The sequence below is a fragment of the Cryobacterium lyxosi genome, assembly GCF_004403345.1.
Lineage (GTDB): Bacteria > Actinomycetota > Actinomycetes > Actinomycetales > Microbacteriaceae > Cryobacterium > Cryobacterium lyxosi.
On record NZ_SOGT01000012.1, the window covers coordinates 417,813 to 440,944 of the forward strand.

Annotated in this window: 24 protein-coding genes; 8 read left to right on the forward strand and 16 right to left on the reverse strand. The window is 64.5% G+C overall.

The features are described 5' to 3' along the window. Positions 1-75: 75 nt before the first annotated feature. Entirely contained in the window at positions 76-1,578 is a 1,503-nt protein-coding gene (gene guaB / locus E3T27_RS11685) for an IMP dehydrogenase (RefSeq protein WP_134572917.1), read from the reverse strand. Positions 1,579-1,851: 273 nt separating this feature from the next. Between guaB and E3T27_RS11690 the strand changes: the two genes are divergently transcribed. The 4 genes from E3T27_RS11690 to E3T27_RS11705 are packed head-to-tail and all read left to right on the forward strand — an operon-like array spanning position 1,852 to position 5,806. Next, positions 1,852-3,117, forward strand: coding sequence for a branched-chain amino acid ABC transporter permease (locus E3T27_RS11690; RefSeq protein ID WP_134572919.1), 1,266 nt, complete (start codon positions 1,852-1,854; stop codon positions 3,115-3,117). Positions 3,118-3,125: 8 nt separating this feature from the next. Then, a complete protein-coding gene (locus tag E3T27_RS11695; RefSeq protein ID WP_104198424.1) occupies positions 3,126-4,106 on the forward strand; it encodes a branched-chain amino acid ABC transporter permease in 981 nt (326 codons plus the stop codon). A gap of 25 nt (positions 4,107-4,131) precedes the next feature. Continuing rightward, on the forward strand, positions 4,132-5,052 hold the full coding sequence (locus tag E3T27_RS11700) for an ABC transporter ATP-binding protein (RefSeq protein WP_174722213.1): 921 nt from the start codon (positions 4,132-4,134) through the stop codon (positions 5,050-5,052). After that, positions 5,039-5,806, forward strand: a complete 768-nt coding sequence (locus E3T27_RS11705) for an ABC transporter ATP-binding protein (RefSeq protein ID WP_104127893.1) — start codon at positions 5,039-5,041, stop codon at positions 5,804-5,806. Before E3T27_RS11700 ends, E3T27_RS11705 begins: the two co-directional genes overlap by 14 nt. 122 nt (positions 5,807-5,928) lie before the next feature. Here the strand turns inward: E3T27_RS11705 and E3T27_RS11710 are convergent, their stop codons facing one another. After that, entirely contained in the window at positions 5,929-6,402 is a 474-nt protein-coding gene (locus E3T27_RS11710) for a MarR family winged helix-turn-helix transcriptional regulator (protein WP_241992230.1), read from the reverse strand. A 57-nt stretch (positions 6,403-6,459) separates the two neighbouring features. Here E3T27_RS11710 and E3T27_RS11715 point away from each other — a divergent pair, with 57 nt between their 5' ends. Together E3T27_RS11715 and E3T27_RS11720 are read left to right on the forward strand one after the other, a co-directional pair. After that, positions 6,460-7,278 (forward strand): tryptophan-rich sensory protein, encoded by an 819-nt coding sequence (locus E3T27_RS11715; RefSeq protein WP_134572921.1) that lies wholly within the window; start codon positions 6,460-6,462, stop codon positions 7,276-7,278. Then, entirely contained in the window at positions 7,275-8,942 is a 1,668-nt protein-coding gene (locus E3T27_RS11720; protein ID WP_134572923.1) for an MFS transporter, read from the forward strand. Before E3T27_RS11715 ends, E3T27_RS11720 begins: the two co-directional genes overlap by 4 nt. 133 nt (positions 8,943-9,075) lie before the next feature. On the opposite strand, the gene E3T27_RS11725 is transcribed toward E3T27_RS11720, so the two are convergent. From E3T27_RS11725 to groES, 4 genes are all read right to left on the reverse strand, one after another. After that, positions 9,076-10,380: an ABC transporter substrate-binding protein gene (locus E3T27_RS11725; protein WP_134572925.1), complete on the reverse strand. Its 1,305-nt coding sequence runs from the start codon at positions 10,378-10,380 to the stop codon at positions 9,076-9,078. A 126-nt stretch (positions 10,381-10,506) separates the two neighbouring features. Beyond that, positions 10,507-11,214 (reverse strand): hypothetical protein, encoded by a 708-nt coding sequence (locus tag E3T27_RS11730; protein ID WP_134572927.1) that lies wholly within the window; start codon positions 11,212-11,214, stop codon positions 10,507-10,509. A gap of 101 nt (positions 11,215-11,315) precedes the next feature. Continuing rightward, positions 11,316-12,260, reverse strand: a complete 945-nt coding sequence (gene rarD, locus E3T27_RS11735) for an EamA family transporter RarD (protein ID WP_134572929.1) — start codon at positions 12,258-12,260, stop codon at positions 11,316-11,318. A 99-nt stretch (positions 12,261-12,359) separates the two neighbouring features. Continuing rightward, positions 12,360-12,656: a co-chaperone GroES gene (groES, locus tag E3T27_RS11740; RefSeq protein ID WP_092107311.1), complete on the reverse strand. Its 297-nt coding sequence runs from the start codon at positions 12,654-12,656 to the stop codon at positions 12,360-12,362. Between the two features lie 126 nt (positions 12,657-12,782). Here groES and E3T27_RS11745 point away from each other — a divergent pair, with 126 nt between their 5' ends. Then, the gene (locus E3T27_RS11745; RefSeq protein ID WP_134572931.1) at positions 12,783-13,988 is read left to right on the forward strand and encodes a class I SAM-dependent methyltransferase; all 1,206 of its coding nucleotides are present in this window, start codon (positions 12,783-12,785) and stop codon (positions 13,986-13,988) included. Positions 13,989-14,070: 82 nt separating this feature from the next. Here E3T27_RS11745 and E3T27_RS11750 read toward each other — a convergent pair whose 3' ends face one another. From E3T27_RS11750 to glmS, 10 genes are all read right to left on the reverse strand, one after another. Further along, positions 14,071-14,472, reverse strand: coding sequence for a hypothetical protein (locus tag E3T27_RS11750; protein ID WP_134572933.1), 402 nt, complete (start codon positions 14,470-14,472; stop codon positions 14,071-14,073). A 102-nt stretch (positions 14,473-14,574) separates the two neighbouring features. Continuing rightward, entirely contained in the window at positions 14,575-15,054 is a 480-nt protein-coding gene (locus E3T27_RS11755) for a DUF4190 domain-containing protein (RefSeq protein ID WP_134572935.1), read from the reverse strand. Between the two features lie 85 nt (positions 15,055-15,139). Next, positions 15,140-16,225: a tRNA (adenosine(37)-N6)-threonylcarbamoyltransferase complex transferase subunit TsaD gene (gene tsaD, locus E3T27_RS11760; RefSeq protein WP_174722214.1), complete on the reverse strand. Its 1,086-nt coding sequence runs from the start codon at positions 16,223-16,225 to the stop codon at positions 15,140-15,142. A 5-nt stretch (positions 16,226-16,230) separates the two neighbouring features. Further along, positions 16,231-16,728, reverse strand: a complete 498-nt coding sequence (gene rimI, locus E3T27_RS11765; protein ID WP_134572937.1) for a ribosomal protein S18-alanine N-acetyltransferase — start codon at positions 16,726-16,728, stop codon at positions 16,231-16,233. Then, the gene (gene tsaB / locus E3T27_RS11770) at positions 16,725-17,360 is read right to left on the reverse strand and encodes a tRNA (adenosine(37)-N6)-threonylcarbamoyltransferase complex dimerization subunit type 1 TsaB (RefSeq protein WP_104200429.1); all 636 of its coding nucleotides are present in this window, start codon (positions 17,358-17,360) and stop codon (positions 16,725-16,727) included. The genes rimI and tsaB overlap by 4 nt, the downstream gene beginning before the upstream one ends. Before the next feature lie 55 nt (positions 17,361-17,415). Further along, positions 17,416-18,183, reverse strand: coding sequence for a sulfite exporter TauE/SafE family protein (locus E3T27_RS11775; RefSeq protein WP_134572939.1), 768 nt, complete (start codon positions 18,181-18,183; stop codon positions 17,416-17,418). 68 nt (positions 18,184-18,251) lie between these two features. Continuing rightward, positions 18,252-18,770: a tRNA (adenosine(37)-N6)-threonylcarbamoyltransferase complex ATPase subunit type 1 TsaE gene (gene tsaE / locus E3T27_RS11780; RefSeq protein WP_134572941.1), complete on the reverse strand. Its 519-nt coding sequence runs from the start codon at positions 18,768-18,770 to the stop codon at positions 18,252-18,254. Next, a complete protein-coding gene (gene alr, locus E3T27_RS11785; protein ID WP_134573044.1) occupies positions 18,763-19,833 on the reverse strand; it encodes an alanine racemase in 1,071 nt (356 codons plus the stop codon). Before alr ends, tsaE begins: the two co-directional genes overlap by 8 nt. A gap of 47 nt (positions 19,834-19,880) precedes the next feature. Beyond that, on the reverse strand, positions 19,881-20,237 hold the full coding sequence (locus E3T27_RS11790) for a holo-ACP synthase (protein ID WP_104198440.1): 357 nt from the start codon (positions 20,235-20,237) through the stop codon (positions 19,881-19,883). A 19-nt stretch (positions 20,238-20,256) separates the two neighbouring features. Then, positions 20,257-22,107, reverse strand: coding sequence for a glutamine--fructose-6-phosphate transaminase (isomerizing) (gene glmS, locus E3T27_RS11795; RefSeq protein ID WP_134546174.1), 1,851 nt, complete (start codon positions 22,105-22,107; stop codon positions 20,257-20,259). A gap of 34 nt (positions 22,108-22,141) precedes the next feature. On the opposite strand from glmS, the gene coaA reads away from it, so the two are divergent. Continuing rightward, a complete protein-coding gene (gene coaA / locus E3T27_RS11800) occupies positions 22,142-23,098 on the forward strand; it encodes a type I pantothenate kinase (protein WP_104198442.1) in 957 nt (318 codons plus the stop codon). Positions 23,099-23,132 lie beyond the last annotated feature (34 nt).

A 23,132-nucleotide genomic window follows, 5' to 3' on the forward strand; every position in this document is an offset into this window, starting at 1 on the left:
CACCGACATCCCTTTTTCGAGCGGATGCCGCCGCCCCCACCCGATTCAGAGGCAGGGGCGACGAACCGAAAAGCGCTACCGACGGTAGTTCGGGGCTTCAACCACGATCTGCACGTCGTGCGGGTGCGATTCCTTGAGTCCGGCGGGCGTGATACGCACGAACTTGCCCTTTTGCTTGAGCTCGGCGATGGTGCGGGCTCCCACATAGAACATGGACTGCCGCAGGCCACCGACCAGCTGGTAGGCCACGGCGGCGAGGGGGCCGCGGAATGGAACCTGACCCTCGATGCCCTCGGGAATGAGTTTTTCGTCACTGGGAACGTCGTTCTGAAAGTACCGGTCTTTGGAATAGGACGTCTTCGTGCCGCGGGTCTGCAGCGCTCCGAGCGATCCCATACCGCGGTAGGTCTTGAACTGCTTGCCGTTGACGAAGACGAGTTCCCCGGGGCTTTCGGTGCAGCCGGCGAGCAGAGAACCGAGCATGACGGTGTCAGCGCCGGCCACGAGAGCCTTGGCGATGTCACCGGAGTACTGCAGCCCGCCGTCGGCGATGACCGGAATACCGGTTTCCCGCGCGGCCAGCGAGGCCTGGTAGACGGCGGTGATCTGGGGTACACCCACCCCGGCCACGATGCGCGTGGTGCAAATTGAGCCGGGGCCAACGCCCACCTTGATCGCGTCAGCGCCCGCGTCAATGAGCGCCTGGGCACCGGACCGGGTGGCCACGTTCCCGCCGATCACATCGACATCGGCAAAGGCTTTGTCGGCCTTCAGGCGTCGAATGATGTCGAGCACGCCGGCGCTGTCACCGTTGGCGGTGTCTACCACGAGCACGTCCACCCCGGATTCGAGCAGTGCGGTCGCGCGCTGCCAGGCGTCACCGAAGAAGCCGATGGCCGCGCCGACGCGGAGGCGTCCTGCATCGTCCTTGGTGGCGAGGGGATATTCCTCGCTCTTGTCGAAGTCCTTCACGGTGATCAGGCCGGTGAGCTTGCCGTTGGCGTCGATCAGGGGGAGCTTTTCGATCTTGTGTTTCGCGAAGATCGCCAGGGCGTCTTCGGGAGCCATTCCGACCTTGCCGGTGATCAGCGGGGACCTCGTCATGACCTCGCTCACCCGGGTGAACGCCTTCCGGGCGTACGGCACGAAACGCATGTCCCGGTTGGTGATGATGCCCACCAGAATTCCATCGCCGTCAATAACGGGCAGCCCGCTCACGCGGAACTGGCCGCACAGGGCGTCGACCTCGGCCACAGTGGCGTCGGGCGACGTCGTGACCGGGTTGGTGATCATTCCGGATTCGCTGCGCTTGACCAGGTCGACCTGTTCGGCCTGGTCCTCGATTGAGAGGTTGCGGTGCAGGATTCCCAAGCCGCCCTCGCGGGCCATGGCGATCGCCATGCGCGTTTCGGTGACCGTGTCCATGGCGCTGGAGAGCAGCGGCAGCGACACGTCGATTCGTCGGGTCAAGCGGGATTTGGTGACCGCTTCGCTGGGAATGACGTCGGTGTGCCCCGGCAGGAGCAGCACGTCGTCGTAGGTGAGCCCGGTGAATCCGAACGGATCTGGCTGATCCATGTAACCCCTTACCTCTAGCTGAAAACAGAAAATTGTCCGCCAAATCGCATGATTTAACGGGTTCTTCAATGTTAAGCGTGTTTGCGCTCATCACATTCCGCCCACGAATCGTGAACTGGTGCGAACTTTCGAAAAAATTAGGACATAATCGGCACTTACAACACCAACGACGTTGGCTGTACTTGTCCGGCGCCCGCTCGGTCAGCCACCGGTCGGCACCAACATGGAGGTCCCGTGAAGTCCACTCTTACGGCTCAGAGATACCTACCCAGAATGCTTGTCATTCTGTTCGTAACACTCCTCGCAGCCCTGTCCATGGCTACGTTCTCGGCGGCCAGTGCGCACGCCGACGAGGTAGGCACCGAGTACGACTTCACTCTCTCGGGCAACGTGAAGTTCAACGGTGAAGCCCTTGACGGTGTGGCCATCGCCGTCGACGGCAACGGCTACACAGCCGACACCGTGACGGATGCCGCCGGCAAGTGGGCGATCGGCGTTCCCGAGAAGGGCACCTACGAGGTCACCCTCGACGAGGAAACCCTGCCGAAGGGCGTCGTCGTCGCCAAGGGAGGTAACGTTATCGATACGGAATTCGGCCTGACCGACCGTAAATCGGTCAACTTCTTCCTCGGTGAAGGCACCCGCAACACGGTAAGTTTCTTCGATCAGTTCGTTAACCGGTTCGTGAACGGTTTAAACTTCGGCCTGCTGCTCGCGCTCGCGGCGATCGGGGTGTCGCTGATCTTCGGCACCACCGGCCTGAGCAACTTCGCGCACGCCGAGATGATCACCTTTGGCGCCCTGATGACCCTGGTCTTCTCGGTCAACCTCGGGCTACCGATCTGGCTCGCCATTCTGATCGCCATCGCGCTCAGCGGCGTGCTGGGGTACGGCCTCGACACTGTGATCTGGAAACCGCTGCGCCGCAAGGGCGTGGCCGTGATCCCCCTCATGATCGTGAGCATCGGCCTGTCGCTCGCCCTGCGCTACCTGTACCAGTATTTTTTCGGCGGCAGCACGAGTCAGCTCCCCGGGGCCGGAATGACCGACCTGAAGTTCGGTCCAATCTCGTTGTCTCCGATTGACCTGGCCAGTATGGGCATCAGCATCGTGGTGCTGCTCGCCGTGGCTTTCTTTTTACTGCGCACCCGCATCGGCAAAGCCACTCGCGCCGTCTCTGATAACCCGAGCCTGGCCTCGGCGAGCGGTATTGACGTCGATAACGTCATTCGCATCGTCTGGGTGGTCGGAGCCGCGCTGGCCGGGCTCAGCGGCGTCTTGTGGGCCTACTTTCGCCCAGGCGTCAGCTGGGACATGGGATTCCAGATGCTGCTTCTCGTCTTCGCCGCGGTGACCCTCGGCGGTCTCGGTACGGCCTTTGGAGCCCTCGTCGGTTCCCTCATCGTCGGGCTTTTCGTTGAGCTATCGACGCTCTGGCTTCCGTCCGACATGAAAGTCGTCGGCGCCCTTGTTATTTTGATCCTGGTATTGCTGTTTCGACCGCAAGGCATTTTGGGTCGTAAAGAAAGAATTGGTTAGGGGTTCACATGGACTGGGGAGCAATCTTTAGCAACGCAGCCGTCGAGCTGATCAGCCCGACCACTGCCGCCTACGCACTCGCCGCCCTCGGGCTCGCCGTGCACTTCGGTTACACCGGCCTGCTGAACTTCGGCCAGGCCGGGTTCATGGCTCTCGGAGCCTACGGCTACGCGATCTCGATTCTGACCTTCGGGTTTCCCGTCTGGGGCGCCTTTCTGGTCGGCGTCGGCGCGTCCGTCATCTTTGCGTTGATTTTGGGGATTCCAACGCTGCGACTGCGCGCCGACTACCTCGCGATCGTCACAATTGCTGCCGCCGAGATTGTGCGGCTATTGTTCACGACGAACACCTACGCCTCCGTCACGGGGTCGGCCAACGGGCTGAGTGGCTACAAGAACGAGTTCGCGGCCCTCAACCCGCTCGCCGACGGCACCTACGGTTTCGGCCCTTTCACGAATAACGCCTATGACACCTGGCTGCGGATCGTGGCCTGGTCCATCGTGATTCTTGCGGCGTTGCTGGTCTGGCAGATCATGCGGAGCCCCTGGGGCCGCGTCATCAAGGGCATCCGGGAAGACGAAGACGCCGTACGCGCCCTCGGTAAGAACGTCTACGCCTACAAAATGCAATCCCTTATTTTCGGTGGCGTACTGGGCACTATCGCCGGAATGATCTTTGCCCTGCCGCGGGCGGTTGTTCCGTCGAACTATCAGACCACGCTGACCTTTTTCATCTACGCCATTCTTTTGCTCGGCGGTGCCGCGACAGTGCTCGGTCCGATCATCGGTTCGATGATCTTCTGGGTGCTGTTGTCATTCTTCTCTGGCTTCGTCGCCCGGGCTGTGGAAGCGGGCTGGTTGCCGTTCATGACGTCTATCCAAGGCGGCCAACTGCGCTTCATCCTCGTCGGAGTGGCAATCATGTTGATAGTCATCTTCAGACCGCAAGGCATCTTCGGCAATAAAAAGGAGTTGGCTTTTGTCCGCTAACGCTGTTCCTCAGGCGGCGGCTCCGCTGGAGCCGCCCGTTCCCACCAAGAAGCCGGTCAAAACGACCGGCCTGCACATCGGCGAGGCCGCACCAGGCTGCGCGAAGGTCGATCCAATTCTCGTCGTCGATAACGTGCGGCGTACCTTCGGCGGCCTCACCGCCGTCGACGTCGCCCACGTCGAGGTTCCGCGCGGCGCGATCACCGCGCTGATCGGCCCGAACGGCGCCGGCAAGACGACCCTGTTCAACTTGCTGACCGGTTTCGACAAGCCCGACGGCGGCAAGTGGACCTTTGACGGCCGTTCCCTCGCCGGTGTTCCCGCGTATAAGGTCGCCCGCATGGGGCAGATTCGCACATTCCAACTCACCAAAGCCCTCGGGCTGCTGACCGTCATGGACAACATGCTCCTCGGCGCCAAGGGTCAGACCGGCGAGAACATGTTCCGGGCCCTGATGCCGTTCCTCTGGCGCAACCAGGAGGAGGAGAACCGGGCGAAAGCGCTCGACCTGCTCACCAGGTTCAAGCTCGACACCAAGAAAAACGACTATGCGGCGAGCCTCTCCGGCGGGCAGCGCAAGCTGCTTGAAATGGCTCGGGCGCTCATGAGCGACCCGACTCTGGTGATGCTCGACGAACCGATGGCCGGGGTCAACCCCGCACTGACCCAGTCCCTGCTCGATCACATTCTCAACCTCAAGTCCCAGGGCATGACCGTACTGTTCGTCGAGCACGACATGCACATGGTGCGCCACATCGCCGACTGGGTGATCGTGATGGCCGAGGGCAAGGTTGTCGCGGAGGGAGACCCCCACGAGGTCATGCAGAATCCGGCCGTGATCGACGCCTACCTGGGGCAGCACCACGACGAAGACATTGGGGTAGACCCCGATGCCGAGACCGAGCACGTGTCAGCCATAAAGGAGTTGCTCGATGACGAACGCTAACCCGCTGGCCGTGCCGGCTCCAACCGAGACCCGCGACGCTGTCGTCGAGGTCAAGAACGTCACCGCCGGTTACGTGACCGGTGTGAACATTCTCAACTCCTGTTCACTCACCGCCTACGACGGTGAGCTCATCGGCATCATCGGCCCGAACGGCGCCGGCAAGTCGACGCTGCTCAAGTCGATCTTCGGCCAGGTCAAGGTGCGCGACGGCGAAATTCTGCTACGCGGCAACAACATCACGAACCTCAAGGCCAACAAGCTGGTCGCGCAGGGCGTCGGTTTCGTGCCACAGAACAACAACGTGTTTCCCACCCTGACCATTCGCGAAAACCTTGAAATGGGCATATTTCAAAAGCCCAAGGGGCTCGTCGAACGGCTCGAATTCGTCACCGAGATCTTTCCCGAGCTTCGTAAGCGCATGTCCCAGCGCGCGGGATCGCTCTCGGGTGGGGAACGCCAGATGGTCGCCATGAGCCGTGCGCTCATGATGGGTCCGCACGTGCTGCTGCTCGACGAGCCGAGCGCCGGCCTCTCCCCGGTGCGCCAGGACGAAGCATTCCTGCGAGTGAAGGAGATCAACAAGGCCGGCGTGACCACGATCATGGTCGAGCAGAACGCACGTCGTTGCCTGCAGATCTGCGACCGCGGCTACGTGCTCGATCAGGGCCGGGATGCGTACACCGGCACCGGACGTGAGCTTTTGAACGACCCCAAGGTGATCGGCCTGTACCTGGGAACCCTCGGGCAGGACTAGGGCGAGTCTTCTAACCGGTGGAGTCGGGGTTCGGGCGGAGACGTCCACCGCGCCGTCACGATCTGGTTGGAGCCGTTAGGAGACACTCTTTGGAGGGGTTGCCAAGTGTTGGATGGCCCGGGTCACCAGCGGCGAGCTGAGGAGGCGGAGATGATCGTGAGCAGCGCGTCACGCATCGCGTCCACGTTCTCGAGCTCGGGAAAGAGGTCGGCCTCGAGCGTGCGGGACTTCTCCCAGACGGCGGCGCCGGCATCCGTTCTGACCACGGAGTGCCGCCGGGCGTCGTGCTCATCCCGGGTGCGCTCGACGTAGCCCTCGCGCTCGAGTCGTTCGAGGGTGCGGGACATGGTCTGCGTTTGCACGCGGGCGGCATGTGCGAGTTCGGTCTGGCTGAGCGGCCCCGGGCCGAGCAGGTGCAGTGCGATCATGCCGGCGTGGGTGAGTCCCAGCTGGCCCAGCGCCTCCACCCAGGCGTGTTCGACCAGCCGCGCGGCGGTCGAAAGCAGGCGTCCGGTCGGCCAGCAGGCCATGGACTCCTGCACGGGCGCCGGTCTCGGCTGCTGCTCCGCTGGGGGTTCCGGATCAGGTGTAGTCATGCCCCTAATCTAGTGCTAGCGTCAACTAATCAGCTAGCTGACTAGTAGGAGACTGAGATGAAACTGAGCAGCGATCGTCTGCGCCAGACCGTGGTGCTGGTCAGTGCGATCCTGGCCATCGCGGGATCGTTCATCGGTTCGGGCGCCGCCGGCGGAACCCCGATCCAGAACGCATCGGGCGGAGCCCTGGCCGCCGATGCGACCCCGATCGCCCCCGCCGGCCCGGCATTTGGCATCTGGACGCTGATCTACCTCGGTCTCATCGCCTACGCCATCTGGCAGTTCCTGCCGGCGCAGACAACGGATGCCCGGCAACGCAGCCTCGGCTACCCGGTCGCCGCGTCACTGGTCCTGAACGCGGCCTGGATCCTCAGCATCCAATTCGACCTGCTCGCACTCAGCGTTCCCGTGATCGTGCTGCTTCTGGCCGTGCTCGTCCGGGCGTTCCAGCTCACCCTCGCCTCGCGACCGAAGAACCTGGTCGAGACGATCGTCGCCGACGGCACGATCGGCCTGTACCTGGGCTGGGTCAGCATCGCCACCGCGGCGAACGTGACGGCCGTGCTCGTCGCCGGCGGCTTCGGCGGCTTCGGCGGCTTCGGCATCAGCCCGGACGTCTGGGCAGTCGGGGTGATCGCGGTGGCCGGTGTGGTCGGCGTGCTGATCGCCCTCTCCGGGCGTGGCCGGCTCGCCCCCTCCGCGTCCCTCTGCTGGGGACTCGCCTGGATCGCCGTTGCCCGTCTCACAGGCCCCCTTCTCTCCGCCCCGGCCGCGATCGCGGCCCTCGTCGCGGTGGTTGTCATTCTCACCGTCACCATCACCATTCGCATCCGAAGCTCCTCCCCCTCGTCAACGCGAGGACTGGTACCCGCATGACCAGCACCGCCCCCACCGCCCCCTCGGCCCCCTCGGCCCGCCGCCGCTGGGCCGGCCTCGTCTTCATCAGCGTCGCGATCGCCCTGATCATTGTCGACTCCACGATCATCAACGTCGCCATCCCCTCGATCGTGGATGACCTGGGCATCACGTCGACCCAGGTGCAGTGGGTGCAGGAGAGCTACACGCTCGTCTTTGCCGCGCTCCTACTCGTGTTCGGCACGCTCGCTGACCGCTTCGGGCGCCGCCGCCTCCTGATACTCGGCGTGATCGTCTTCGCCACGGCATCCGTCTTCGCCGCGTTCTCCCAGTCGGGCGACCTGCTGATCCTGGCCCGGCTGATCCAGGGCGTCGGCGGCGCGATGGTGCTGCCGACCACCCTGTCGATCATCAACGCCACCTTCCGTGGCCGGGACCGCGGCATCGCGTTCGCGATCTGGGGCTCGACCATCGGTGGCATGGTGGCCGTCGGCCCGCTGCTCGGCGGCTGGCTCACCACCTACTTCTCCTGGCGCTGGGCGTTCGGCATCAACGTGCCCCTCGGCATCGTCATCATCATCGGTGTGCTGGTCTTCGTGCTCGAATCCCGGGATGCCGGGGAGCCTCGCCGCGTCGACGTGGTTGGCGCCATCCTCTCGGTCATCACCAGCGCCTCGCTTGTCTTCGGGCTGATCGAGGGCCGCACCTACGGCTGGTGGCGCACCAACAACGCCCCGACGATCGGCGACTGGACCTGGCCGTACTCATGGTCGGTTATCCCGTTCGTCTTCCTGCTCACCATCGTTTGCGGGATCGCCTTCGTCTCCTGGGGCCGCTACCGGCAACGGGCCGGCCAAAGCACCCTGCTCGCCTTCTCCCTGTTCGCGATCCCCTCGTTCCGTAACGGCAACATCGCCGCCATGATCGTGTCGCTCGGCGAATTCGGCATCATCCTCTCGCTGCCGCTCTGGTTGCAGAACGTGCTCGGCTATGACGCCCTGCAGACCGGTTTCGTGCTGCTCGCCCTCGCGGTGGGCTCGTTCCTGGCCAGCGGGCTGTCGGGCGCGTTCGGCAACAAGACCTCGCCGGAGGCGATCGTGCGCATGGGCATCATCGCGGAGATCATCGGTGTCACCGGGCTCGGCATCGTCATCACCGCGGAAGCCACCTGGCTAACGGTCGTGCCGTTCCTGTTCGTCTACGGGATCGGCGTCGGCCTGGCCACCGCGCAGCTGACCGGCGTGGTGCTCAAGGACGTCCCTGTGTCGCAGAGCGGCCAGGGCTCCGGCACCTCCAGCACCGCCCGACAGATCGGGTCCGCGCTCGGAATCGCGGTGCTCGGCACGGTGCTGTTCACCGCGGTCGGCGCATCGCTCGACGCGAAGTTGTCCTCCGTGCCGGGCTTTTCGGCCCAGACCCAGACGCAGATCGTCGACGCGGTCGTGAACAGTGCCGGCTCCGCGATCCCGGCTCTCGAGGCGCAGAGCCCGGCTGTGGCGGATGCCGCGCGGGAGGCCTTCAGCGACGGTACCCGGTACTCGGCCTTCGCCGCGGCCGGGTTTCTCGTGCTCGGCTTCCTGGCGACGCTGCGGCTCTCCGGAACGGCGCCGCATCACGAGCAGCGCGAAGAGGAAGCGACCGGAGCAAGCGTCACCGCCGCCCGCACGTCGGGGGAACCGGTCTAGGGCCTGTTGCTTATAGCCTGGCGAGGGTTTTTGGCAGAGATTCCGGCACATGTCTCGTACTGGCATGGTGACGCCCGGCCGCATGGAGAAGGGCCCCGGCAGAAGCCGGGGCCCTTCAGGTCAGGCAGTCGAGCTAGTTGGTGCGGGAGTACTTGTTTTCTGCATCGAACTTGTAGATGCCGATGGTTGCACCGGTGGGGTCGCCGTTCTCATCAAACGTGATCGGACCGGAGAAGCCGTCATAGTCGACCTGCTCACCGGCCTGGAGCGCTGCAGCAGCGGTCTTGAAATCGGTGACCTTGGTGCCATCGCCGGTTCCACCGGAGACCTGACGCAGATAGCTCGCAATCGACTTGCCCGACACGTCCTGGCCCGCGTAGGCGGCCAGGGCGATCAGAACGACGGCGTCATACGACTCGGCGGCGTAGCTGAAGTCGGTTAGCTTCGGGTCGATTTCGAGCAGGCGCTTGGTGAAGTCACCGAGCGATGCGGTATCGAGGCCCGGCAACGTGCCCTGGGCACCTTCGATGAGGCCGGCCGCGAAGTCGGTGCTGTAGTCGGAGACGTTTCCGTCGACGAGGTACAGCTTGTCGCCCGCGAAGCCCGTGGCGACCAGGTCGGGAACGATGACCTTGGCCTGGTCGAACGTGATCAGGGCAATCGCGTCGGGATCCTGAGCCGTGACCTCGGCGATCTGAGCGGTGAAGTTCGGGTCGCCCTCGTTGAACAAGGCCGTCGCGACGACCTCGCCGCCGCCGGCGGTGAATGCATCACTGACGTACTTGGCCAGACCGGTTCCGTAGGCATCGTTCAGTACGATGAGGCCAAGAGTGGCGTTTCCGTCTTCAGCAATCAGGTTGCCCAGCACTTCACCCTGCAGCACATCGGAGGGCGCCGTACGCCAGTACAGATCGTTATCGGCGTACGTGGTGAACGCGTCCGAGGTGTTGGCCGGGGAGAACTGCACGACGCCGGCACCGGTGATCTGGTCGATCACGGTCTTGGACACACCCGATGAGGCTGCACCAACGATGGCCGAGACGTCCTGCGACAACAGGTCGGTCACGGAGACGGTGGCGGTATCGGTCGTGGTGTCGCCCGAGTCGCGGAAGATCGCATCAATGTTGATGCCGAGGCCAGCCTCGTTGATGTCGTTGATGGCCAGCTGAACGCCCGCTTCTTCGGGCGGGCCGAGGAAGGCCAGTCCACCACTCTGCGGGAGGATAGTGCCGATCTTCAGGGAAAGATCGCGATCACCAGCCTGGACCGGCTGGAAGTCTGCAGCAGAATCCGCAGTGGGAGCTGCTGATTCTGCGGGCGCCGTAGCAGCACCATTGCTGCAGCCGGTGAGCAAGAGGGCGCTCACGCCGATGAGGGCGACACCGGTAACGAGGGTATGAACTGAGCGGGAGGCCGAGGCCTTCGCGAAAACGCTCATGTTGCTCCTTGATTGATAAAAGGGGTAAGACTGGTCAGCCGATTGACTGCCGTGGTGTCAGAGTAGGCAATCAATGGCCCGGAAACCTACCCCTTCATAGGAGAACTTGGTAAAGCGACCAAATCGTTACGAACGGCGGCCGGTCATCCCTTGATAATCGATGACCTGGTTCTCCGTCAGGGCAAAAACACACTCTCCCCAGGATGTGCACACGGCGGTTCCCGAAACCACCCGGGGCCAGCCCGCTTCGAGCGAGGCGCCACCATCGTCTGCGGTGATGACCGCGGCCAGGGCTGCCGTGATGACCCCGTCATAGGCTTCCGCGCCGCCAGCCGTGGCCGTCAGCCCTGGGTCGGCGGTCTTCAGCCGGGCAGTGAACTCCTCGTCAGCGGCAAGGGGGGTTCCCCCGTTGGCAAAGTCGATGAGGGCCACGATGGTCGTGTTGCCAGCAAAACTGTCAACATCCGCTGGCAGCGCTGTCGTTGCGTCCCACAGCACCAGGTCGACGCCGCGCGCCGCAAGGTCCGCGTAGGCGGCGGCGAGGTCGCCATAGGAGTCGCGGTGAATGAGCTGCACGGGGTGGGTGGGAGTGGTCTGGTCGGCGAGGATATCGCGCACGGCGATTTCGGTGCCGGCTACCTGGGCCGCGCCGCTCGCAGCATTATCACCGGTCATGGGAAACAGCGTGCCGATGCTCAGCGTGCCGTCGCCGGTCGGGCTGGTGCTGACGACCGGAATTGGAATTGTGGTCGACGTGGCCGCCGGCGCGCCAGTACAGCCAGTCAGGGCCAGGGCGAGCAGAAAAACTACGGCGATCGTGGGGCGATGGGGCATGTGAATCCTCAAGTACTGAAATGAAATGAAATGAACTGAACTGGCCTGACGCGTGCGAGCTGACGGTTCAACGTATCGGCTGGCCGGCCCGTTCTTTGGAGCTAGGCGACTTCACGGATGCTACGCCGAGGACTGCGACCGGACGCCACCATGTCAACCATCAAAATGATCAGGGCCACCCACACCAGTCCGAAGCCGACCCAGCGTTCGAAGGGCATTGCCTCGTTCAGAATGACCACGCCCACGAGGAACTGGAGCACCGGCGCCACGAATTGAATGAGCCCGAGCACGGTCAACGGCAGCCGCCGAGCGGCCGCAGCGAACAGCAGCAGCGGCACCGCGGTGATGATCCCGGCCGCGAGCAGGCTCGCCGTGTGCCAGGGCGACACCGTGCCGAAGGTGATTCCGGAGAGTCCCGAGACGACAACGAGTTGCACGACGGCGACCGGGGCCAGCCACGCGGTCTCCAGGGTGAGACCGGTGACGGCATCCACACTCGGACCGACGCGCTTTTTGATCAGACCGTACAGCCCGAAGGAAAATGCGAGAATGAGCGAGATCCACGGCAGGGAACCGTATCCGACGGCGAGAACGACGACGGCGACACAGCTGACCACGATGGCCACCCACTGCAGCCGGCGCAAATTTTCCCGCAGCACGAAAACGCCGAGCAACACGGTCACGATCGGATTGATGAAGTAGCCCAAGGCCGCTTCGACGACGTGTCCGGTGGTCGCGGCGATCACGTAGGTCTGCCAGTTGATGAAAATGAACACCCCGGCCAGGCCCATGGTCCACACCAGGCGCCGCTGCCGCAGGGCCCGCCCGAGCACCGTCCAGGTGCGGGTGACCGTGATGATCAGAGCGCAGAAGACGAGCGAGAACAGCACCCGCCAGGCCACGATTTCAAACGCGCCGGAGGGCGCGAGTAGCAGAAAATAGAGCGGCAGCGCACCCCAGAGGGCATAGGAGAGACCACCGAAGACAAGGCCGGTACGGTACGTGGAATGGGCTGTCGTGCGGTGCGATGCGGCAGCATCCGTCATGGTCTTCTCCTGCGGAACAAAAGTGCACAAACAAAAAACTCCCGAACAGCAATGCTATTCGGGAGTTTCAGTCTAGAGACTAGGAGCGAAGAGAACTACTTAGCGTACGACGACGGCGAGCACGTCGCGAGCGGAGAGAACCAGCAGGTCATCGCCACCGAACTTGACCTCGGTTCCGCCGTACTTGGAGTAGATCACCTTGTCGCCGACGGCGATGTCGAGGGGGACGCGGTTGCCGTTGTCGTCAATGCGGCCGGGGCCGACTGCAACAACTTCGCCCTCCTGGGGCTTTTCCTTCGCGGTGTCAGGAATGACCAGACCTGATGCGGTGGTCTGCTCGGCGTCGACCTGCTTGATGACGATGCGATCCTCGAGCGGCTTGATGGAGACCGACACGGTTGACCTCTTTCTAAGATTTGGGTTAGCAGACTCCCAGCGAGAGTGCCAAGTGAAGTTTAGGGGGGTTCTGGCACTCACGCAACGTGAGTGCCAGATGGGGGGTCATTTTGCTAACGTTGCAGCATGGATCGAACCGAACTCGTTGACCTGCTTTCCCCCGCGAGTTTGCGACTGCTGGACTCCCTGCCGCCGTATGACAGCCATGGCGACGTGCTGAAGCTTGTGAGCGATCTGCGCAAGGCCGGACACCCATCCGACGTCGTGTCGGCCGTGCTCAACCAGTCCCGGCTTCGGGCGAAGGCCACCGTCAAGTTCGGTGAATTCGCCGAACGGATGCTGTTCACGGAGGCTGGCCTGGAGCAAGCGACACGATTGCGAGTCGCCGCGCTGCACGCCGGTCGGTTCGCCGGGCTCAGCACAGCCTTGGGCCGCCCGCCGCGGGTCGCCGACCTCGGCTGCGGCATCGGCGGCGACGCTATGGCACTCGCGGCCCTGGACGTTTCGGTCGTCGCCATCGACGCCGACGAGGTCACGGCGACCGTCGCGAGCTTCAACCTTGCACCGTTTCCCAACGCTTCTGCCCTGCAGGCCGACGCGGAGACGTTCGACCTGGGTGACTTCGACGCGGTCTGGCTCGACCCAGCCCGCCGCACGAGTGGACACAGCAACACGACGCGGCTGACCCGCTCCGAGGACTACTCCCCCTCACTCGACTTCGCGTACCTGCTGGCCACCCGCTTGCCGCTCGGGATGAAGCTCGGCCCCGGTCACGACCGCGACCGGATTCCTGTCGACGCCGAGGCCCAGTGGGTGTCGGTGGATGGCCAGCTGGTGGAAATGGGGCTGTGGTTTGGCGCGCTCGCACGCACCGGCATCCGTCGATCGGCTCTGCTCTTGACTCACGACGGCACGCACGAACTGACTGCCCCCGAAGACAGTGCAGACGTCGAAGCGGGCAGCCTGGGAAATTACGTATATGAACCCGATGGCGCGGTGATTCGGGCGCGGCTGATCGGTGATCTAGCCCGCTCGCTGGACGCGCATATGTTGAGCGAGGGCATCGCCTACCTGACCAACGACAGGCTCACTCCAACACCGTTCGCGAGCGCGTTCCGGGTGCTCGAGACTCTGCCCTTCGACGAAAAGAAGCTGCGGTTGGCGCTGTTTCATCGACGGATCGGTACCCTCGAGATCAAAAAACGCGGCGTCGACGTGGATCCGGCGACGTTGCGCACCCGACTCAAGCTCAAGGGGCCCGAGTCAGCGACCTTGATTCTGACGCGGGCAGCCGGGCAGCGCGTTGCGCTGCTCGTGGAGCGTGTGCGCTAGCTGGCGAGCTTGCTGCCCAACTGCGAAAATTCTCGGCGGGTACGCGTATTCGAGCGAATTTTCAAGCTCGGTACGGACCGCCCTAGAGCAGGGGCAGCACGGTGTGACTGATAAAGACGATCCAGCCGGCCGCGAGTAGAACGCCAACGAGACCGCTGACGAGACCGCTGAGCCAGAGAGTACGCGCCCGGTTCTCGGTGGTGCGCGCGATCAGCGCGAGGGTGATCGCGATGAGCGCTGGCGGCAGGCCGAACACACCGATCACTCCCAGGCCGAGCCCGGCCACGCCACAACCCACGGCGGCGATCGAGAGCCGGCGGCGGCCGGTGATGCGCTCTACCTCCGCCTCGGTGTAGATGTACGGCACGAACTCGGTGGGAGCGGTCACGGTGGACGCCCAGTCGAGCTGGCTGCCAGGCGGCGCGGGAGCACGCGTGTAGCCCAGCTGCGCCGAGGCGTCATCGTGCTGGTGGTGTGTCGTCATGGGTGTCCTCTGGCCGCGAACCGCGAGCAACGGAACGCTGGGATCAACCCGTGGTCGGTCGAAACGTGCCGAGCGGCCCCGCACGGGGCCACTGCTGCGTCGCTATCTGTAATAACCCGCGCCCGTGGAGGCTGCGGCAATCACGAAAGCGATCGTGATGATGGTGAAAATGGTGCCGCCGAGCAGTCCGACGTAGCCGAGGATGGTTCCCCAGAGAGCAAGCCCGCGTCCCTTTTCGCCGGTTTTCTTGATCTGGCTCAGGGCGATGTGGCCGGTGACGATACCGACGACCGAGACGAGGAGGATCGAGGTAACGAGCGAGATGATCGACAGAACGTTGTACTTGTCCTGCGGGTTCTGCTGGCCGTACGGATTCTGGCCGTAGGCCGGCGGCTGACCGTAAACCGGAGCCTGGCCATATCCCGGCGCTTCCTGACCTTCCGTTGCCGGGTAGCTTGGCGCCGCCGGATAGGCCGGAGCGGCCGGAGTTTCGTAAGCGGGGGGTGCGCTGGGATCGGTCGGCCTGGAGCGCGTCGGGTCGTTGCTCGTCGGATTGGCGGGGGGCTGGGTGGGATCAGACATCTGCGGTCTCCTCTGTGCTCAAAAATTCAGGGTCGCTCGACCAGAATATCGCGTGAGCCTGCGAGTCGGTGACTTCCGGGGCAGATCAGACCTGAATCTGGTCGACCGGCAGGGTAGAGTCGGCGCCGAATTCCAGCGTTGAAGGTTCGCTTCCAGCCATGATGAGCTGCGCGCCCAGGGCTGCAATCATGGCGCCGTTGTCGGTGCACAGAGAGAGGGGCGGGATGCGCAAGGCGATGCCGGCGGCATCCGTTCTTTCGGTGGCTACTTGGCGCAGCCGCTGGTTAGCGATGACACCGCCGCCGAGCAGCAGCCGCGGCACGCCGTAGTCGGCGCAGGCAGCGAGAGCCTTGGTGAGCAGAATGTCGACGACCGCCTCGCGAAAACTCGCCGCAACATCGGCTGCTGGCACCGGTTCGCCGGCATCCTGACGCTGTTCCACGAAGCGGGCGACCGAGGTTTTCAGCCCCGAAAAGGAGAAATCGTAGCGGTGCGCGGCCATGTCCTTGGGCTGGCTGAGACCGCGCGGAAAGCGAATGGCCTTCGGGTTACCGTCAGCGGCGACTCGGTCGATCTGCGGTCCGCCGGGATAGGGCAGCGAGAGCAGCCGGGCCACCTTGTCGAAGGCTTCGCCAGCGGCATCGTCAATGGTCTCGCCGAGCAGTTCGACGTCGCTGACCAGGTCGCGCACCAGCAGCAGCGAGGTATGCCCGCCGGAGACCAGCAGCGCGATCGTCGGGTACTCGAGCGGGACTGCGTCGCTGGTGTCGGTCATGCTGGTGTGAATGGAACGATGCAGCAGGTCGGCCCCGACGTGGCCGACCAAGTGGTTGACCGCGTAGATCGGCTTGTCGAGCGCAACGGCGAGCGCCTTCGCAGCGCCGACACCGACCATCAGGGCGCCGGAGAGTCCGGGCCCGCAGGTGACGGCGATGGCATCAAGATCGTGCAGGCGGATGCCGGCCTCAGCGATAGCCGCGTTGATGGCCGGCACCAGTTCATCGAGGTGCGCGCGGGCCGCGATCTCCGGCACGACGCCGCCATAGCGGGCGTGCTCGTCCATCGAGCTCGCGATGGTATTGGACAGCAGGGTGGTTCCGCGCACGATGCCGATGCCGGTTTCGTCGCAGGAGGTTTCGATGCCGAGCACGAGGGGATCGGTGCGGTTCATAATCGTCACGGGATCTCCACGGCTACTAGCATTGATTCCAATTCGGGTATATTCAGGCGCATGACGATGGCGTCGACGTTGTCTGGCTGGTAATAACCGCGGCGCACCCCCACGTCAAGGAATCCGAGGCGCGCGTACAGGCGCTGGGCACCCGGATTATCGGCGCGAACCTCGAGAAAGATCAGCCGGGCGCCGCGTTTGCGAGCTTCGCTGATGAGCGCCTCCATGAGTGCACGGCCGAGTCCGTGACCGCGGGCCGAGTCGGCGACGGCGATGGTCTGGATGTCGCCTTCTGTGGCACCTTGGGGAGCGAGCAGTCCGGCGTAGGCTTCGATCGTGCCCGGGGAATCCGGCGGGAAAGCCACGAGGTAGTAGCAGGCCGGGTCTCCGAGATCGCGCAGCATCATGGGCGCCGACCAGGCATCGTTTTCAAAAATGGTCGTCTCGAGGTGCATGATGGCAACCAGGTCGACTTCGTGCGCGCGGCGCAGCTGCCAAGTCATCGGCTGACCCGCTTGGGGCCGTTCGACAACGTGACATCGGGTGAGCGCAAGTACAGCGGCGCATTGGCCGCGAAAGGGCGGTGGTGGGCGAAGCTCAGCTCGGCCACGAGTCCGAGATCTCCAGCCGCCACCGTGGCGGCGTCGATTCGGGGCCACAGCGCGTGCAACCAGGTCGGGTCGTCGAGTTCGGCCGGTTTGGCGAGGCCGGGCACACCGACGCGCACCGGCAGACCCACGGCATCCGCTTGGGAATAGGCGCTCCAGTAGATTTCGCGGCGGCGGGCGTCGGTCACGACGACGAGCGGTCCACTGTGTCCACGACGGTAGTGGCCGTAGGCGATGGCATCGTGGCTGATGACCGGCACGAGCGGTTTGCCGGCTCCGAGCGCGAAGACACGGGCCGAGGCGATGCCGACGCGCAGACCGGTGAAGGGTCCGGGGCCCATACCGCCGACCACGCCGGAGAGTGCAGCGGGCGCGATATCCGCTTCCCGCAGACACTCGAGAATGAACGGGCCGACGATTTCGGCGTGGCGCATCGTGTCGGCCTCGCCGCGTTCGGCGATCACACCCCGGGTGAGGTCGACGACGGCAACGCTCGTGCCAGCAGAGGTATCAATGGCGAGTAGCACTCGTTCAGCCTAGCTTTGATGGGGCGAGCGTTTTGCGCGGCGGGCGCTGGTGTGATCAGGTCAGAAAAAGCACGGTGGCGGCCGTTAGTGCAACGACGACGAGGATCGTGCGCAACACCGGGGCCGAGAGGCGCCGACCGATGCGGGCGCCGATCCAGCCGCCGAAGGCTGACCCCACGCCGATCAACAGAACGATCACCCAGTCCACGGTTCCGCTCGAGATGAAAATGATCGCCGACACGAGGTTGGCCATGCCCGCCAGAACGTTCTTGGCTCCGTTTGCCCGGTGTATATCGGTGGACCAGAGGATTCCCAACAGGGCAAGGAGCACCACGCCCTGGGCCGCTCCGAAATATCCACCGTACACACCCGTACCGAGAATACCGAGTACCAAACCGAAGGTGATCGGGCGGGTGTCGGTGGTGGCGCCTTCGGGCGCTTTGCGCCGAACGTACCGTGCCACTTTGGGCTGCACCGCCGAAAGCATGGCGGCCAACAGCAGGAGGTACGGAACGACCACCGAGAAGGCCTCCTCCGGCAGGATCAGCAGCAGCAAACCGCCGGTCACCCCACCGACAGCCGAAAACACGGCCATCCAGGCCACCGGTCGCCACTGTGACTTGAGTTCCCGCCGGTAACCGTAGGCACCCGCGACCGACCCGGGAACCAGGCCAACGGTGTTCGACACGTTCGCGGTGATCGGCGGCACGCCCAGGGCTAGCAGCGTAGGAAAAGTGATCAAAGTCCCCGCGCCGGCGACCACGTTGATGATGCCAGCGGCAATCCCGGCGACCAGAATGATCGCGCCTTCAAGAAGAGTCATTGAGTAAGAGTTCCCTGTGTTTGAGTGTTCAACGGCGACGTCGCCGACAGCGGGTACCAGCAGACACGCTAGACCAACGCCAGACGGTCCCAGCGGGGGCCGTGACCGGCCAGGGTCACGGTACGCGGCTCATCCAAGTCGTGATCCAGGTCGAGAACGGATGCTGCAGCATCCGTTTCCGACGTCCCGAGCGCGCGGCCCTGCGGCCGCTCGATCTCGATGTCCAGCCAGGATTCGGTGATGCCATCGAGCAGGCCGCGGCCCCACTCGACCACGACGATCGAGCGGGCGAAGTCGATATCGAGGTCGTCGAGTTCCATGGCGCTGCCGAGGCGGTACGCGTCGACGTGTACGAACGGCGGCCCGCCCACGAGACTGGGGTGTGTGCGAGCGAGCACGAAAGTAGGGCTGGTCACGGCTCCACGCACCTGCAGCCCCTCGCCGAGGCCGCGCGTCAGCGTGGTCTTGCCCGCCCCAAGCGGTCCGGTGAGTACGATGAGGTCACCGGCCAGCAGGGTAGCGGCGAGATCCACCCCGAACCGGTGCATCGCCGCCGCATTCGCAATCGTGCGGTGCAGCTCAGCCATTGATGTGTCGCCGCGTCACCCGGGGCCCGATTCGCGTGACGATCTCATAGTTGATCGTGCCGGCGGCGTCGGCCCAGTCGGTGGCACTCGGCGCGCCCGTGGCCGGGTCGCCGAACAGTACAACCTCGTCGCCGACAGCCACGCCCGGGTTTTCGGAGCCGAGGTTCACGACAAACTGGTCCATCGCCACCCGTCCGACCAGCGGGTAGTTCGCGCTGTGAATGTGCACGAGCGCCGCCCCCGAGGCCTGCCGGGGAATGCCGTCGGCATAGCCGAGCGGCACGAGCACGAGCGTGGAATCCTGCGGTGCGCGCCACAGATAGTCGTACGAGACTCCGGCGCCGGCACTGACCCGGCGCACCAGGGCTACCCGTCCGCGCAGGGTCATGGCCGGAATCAAGCCGAGATCGGCCGAGGTTGCATCGTCAAAGGGCGACAGCCCGTAGATAGTGATGCCGAATCGCACCATGGTGAAGCGAGCAGCCGGCAGCCGCAGTGCCGCTGCGGACGATGCAAGATGCACGAGCGTGGGGGTCAGCCCGGCCGCGCGGGCGGCAGCGACACCGCGTTCGAAGCATTCGAGCGCCTGCTGGTCATCGAACGCCGACGCATTGGCAAGGTGGCTCATGACACCGTCGACGCGCAGCAGCCCGACCCTTTCGAGCGCAGCGGCGAGCGCGAAGACCTCGGCCCAGTCGTTCTCGTGCACGCCGTTCCGGTTGAGGCCGGTTTCCAGTTTCAGATGAACGGATGCGCTCTGGCCGAGTTCCGCCGCGGCATCCGCTACCTGTTGCACCTGTTGCGCTGAGGAGAGACCGAGCGTGACGTCGTCGTCGATCGCGGCGCTGAAATCGGCGTCGGGGTCGTGCAGCCAGGCGAGAATCGGTGCATCGATTCCGGCGTCACGCAGAACCAGGGCCTCGTCGATGTCGGCGACGCCGAGCCAGTCGGCCCCGCCCGCGAGGGCAGCACGCGCCACCGGCACAGCACCATGCCCGTAGGCGTTGGCTTTGACGACCGCCATAACGTGCGCGGTGCCGGCGACAGCGCGCAGGTGGGCCATGTTGTGGCGAATGGCGGCGAGGTCGACCACGGCCTCGCGAAAACCGGTCACTGCTCCCCCTCGGCGACGACGAAGGCGCAAGCCACGCCCGCGTCGTGCGTCATGGTGACGTGCACCCGCGTGATGCCACGCTCGGTGAGCGCAGCCTGGGCCGCCCCGCTGAGTTGGAATTCCGGATTGCCGTGCGGGTCATTCACAATTTCCATCTCGTGCCAGGTAGCGCCCCCACTGTCACCGAGGGCCTTGATCAGGGCTTCCTTGGCGGCGAAACGCGCTGCTAAAGAGTGCACCGGCAGACCGCGTTCGTTTTCCGTGAACAACCGCGGCACCAGGCGCGGCGTGCGCGCGACCTGACGTGCGAACCGCGCCAGGTCGACCACGTCAACCCCGATGCCCTTGATCATCGTGCCACCTCGACTGGCACTACTCGACCGTGACGGACTTTGCGAGGTTGCGCGGCTGGTCGACGTCGAGACCCTTGGCTATAGCTAGCTCCATGGCGAACATCTGCAGCGGCACCACAGCCAGTAGCGGCTCGAACAGCGGCGCCGCGAGGGGAATGTGAATGACGGTGTCGGCAAACGGCAGTACCGCGGCGTCTCCGACCTCGGCGATGACGATGATGCGAGCGCCGCGGGCCCGGATCTCCTGAATGTTGGAGACGACCTTCGGATGCAAATGGGCTGAGCCGCGCGGGCTCGGCACGACGACGAAAACCGGCTGGCCGGGCTCGATCAGGGCGATCGGGCCGTGCTTGAGTTCACCGGCGGCGAAGCCTTCGGCGTGGATGTAGGCGAGCTCCTTGAGCTTGAGCGCCCCCTCGAGCGCGATCGGAAAGCCGACGTGGCGGCCGAGGAACAGTACCGCGCGGGTATCGCTCATCCAGCGCGCCAGCTGGCGCACCTCGTCTTCAACGCCGAGAACGGTCTGGATCTTCTCCGGCATGGCCTGCAGTTCGGCAACCTGTGCGGCCTGCTCGGCAGCACTCAGGCTCCCGCGCACCCGGGCGAGGTGCAGGGCGAACAGGTAGAGGGCGGTGATCTGGGCCACGAAGGCCTTGGTCGACGCCACGGCAACCTCGGGCCCGGCGTGGGTGTAAATCACCGCGTCACTTTCACGTGGGATGGTCGCGCCCTGCGTGTTGCAGATGGAGATGGCCTTGGCGCCGAGCGACATGGCGTATTTGACGGCCATGAGCGTGTCCATGGTCTCGCCGGACTGACTGATCGAGATCACCAGGGTGTCTTCGCTGAGTACCGGGTCGCGATAGCGGAACTCGTGGCTGAGTTCGACGTCCACCGGTACCTGCGCCCACTTTTCAATGGCGTACTTGGCTGTCTGGGCAGCGTAGGCCGCAGTTCCGCAGGCGATGATCACGATACGACGGACGCCAGCGAGCACGTCGTCGCCGAATTCGGTCAGTTCGGGAACGACCACCTGTTCGGCGGTGATGCGCCCGCGAAGAGTGTTGGCGACGGCATCAGGCTGCTCGGAGACTTCCTTCGCCATGAAGCTGGTCCAGCCTCCTTTTTCACTGGCGGAGGCATCCCAGGCAATGTCGAACTCTTCGGTTTCGACGGGGTGACCGTCGAAGTCGGTGACGGTGACGGCATCCGCTGTGATGGTGACGATCTGGTCTTGCCCGATGGCGACGGCGCGACGGGTGTATTCGACGAACGCCGCAACGTCGGAGCCGAGAAAGTTCTCGCCCTCGCCGAGACCGATGACGAGCGGCGAGTTGCGGCGGGCTCCGACGACGATGCCGGGCTGGTCCTGGTGCACGGCGAGCAGCGTGAACGCTCCGTCGAGGCGTGCCACGATGGTGCGGAAGGCCTCGGCCAGATCGCCGACGCGCTGGTATTCACGGCCGAGGAGCACCGCGGCGACCTCAGTGTCGGTCTCACTCAGAAAGGTGAAGCCTTCGGCGAGCAGTTCGCCCCGCAGCTCGGCGAAGTTTTCGATGATGCCGTTGTGGATGAGGGCGAGCTTGTTGTTGTCGCCGAGATGCGGGTGCGCGTTTTCGTCGTTGGGACCGCCGTGGGTGGCCCAGCGGGTGTGACCGATTCCGGTGGTGCCGTCGTTGATGGGGTGGGCTTTGAGCTCCTTGGTCAGGGCCGACAGCTTGCCGGCCTTCTTAGCCGTGTTGAGCACCCCGAATTCGTCGATCACGGCGATACCCGCGGAATCGTACCCACGATATTCCAGCCGTCCGAGTCCTCCCATGAGAACGTCAACGGTCTTATTGCTTCCGACATAACCTACGATTCCGCACATAGAGATCGATTTTAGTCGGACTAAGCTTGGGGGAATGTCCGATCTGGTGCTGGCCCCTGTAGCGAATGGTCACGGTACCCCTTTTGTAGAGCTCGACCGAGCGGACTGGGCTGCCCTCGCGCCGACCACTCTGCGGCCGCTCAAAGAGACCGAGATCGTGCAGTTGCGCGGCATCGGCGAGCCGCTCGATATCAACGAGGTGACGGATGTCTACCTTCCGCTCAGTCGCCTGCTCAACCTCTACGCGGCGAATGCCCGCACCCTGCACCGCGCAACCAGCGGATTTCTCGGGCAACGCGCTCGTCCTACCCCGTTTGTGATCGGCGTGGCCGGCTCGGTTGCGGTGGGCAAGTCGACGACCGCCCGACTGCTGCGCGAGATGCTCGCCCGTTGGGACGACACCCCCCGGGTGGAACTGGTCACTACCGACGGCTTTCTGTTTCCCAATGCCGAACTCAATCGCCGCGGCCTGATGGAACGCAAAGGATTTCCGGAGTCCTACGACCGGCGTGCGTTACTGCGGTTCGTCAGCGCGGTCAAGAGCGGCGCCCCGGAGGCGCGGTCACCGTTCTACTCGCACCTGAGCTACGACATCGTTCCCGACGCACAGATCGTGGTGCGACAACCCGACATTCTCATCGTCGAGGGCCTCAACGTGCTGCAGCCTCCCACCCCTGGGCATGGTCTCTCGGTCAGCGACCTGTTCGACTTCACCATCTATGTGGATGCTCGCACCCAGGACATTGCCCGCTGGTACGAGGAACGATTTCTCAAGCTGCAGCGCGGGGCATTTGCCAACCCCAACTCGTTCTTCCACCGCTACGCGGCGCTCACCGAAGACGAAGCGCGCGGCAAGGCACGCAGCATCTGGACCAGCATCAACCAGCCCAACCTGCTGCAGAACATACGCCCTACCCGGTCGCGCGCGACCCTGGTACTGCGCAAAGACCCCACGCACGCCGTCTCCAAGGTACTGCTGCGCAAGGTCTGACCGGTAACCGTCTGTCGAGCCTGTCGAGACCCCG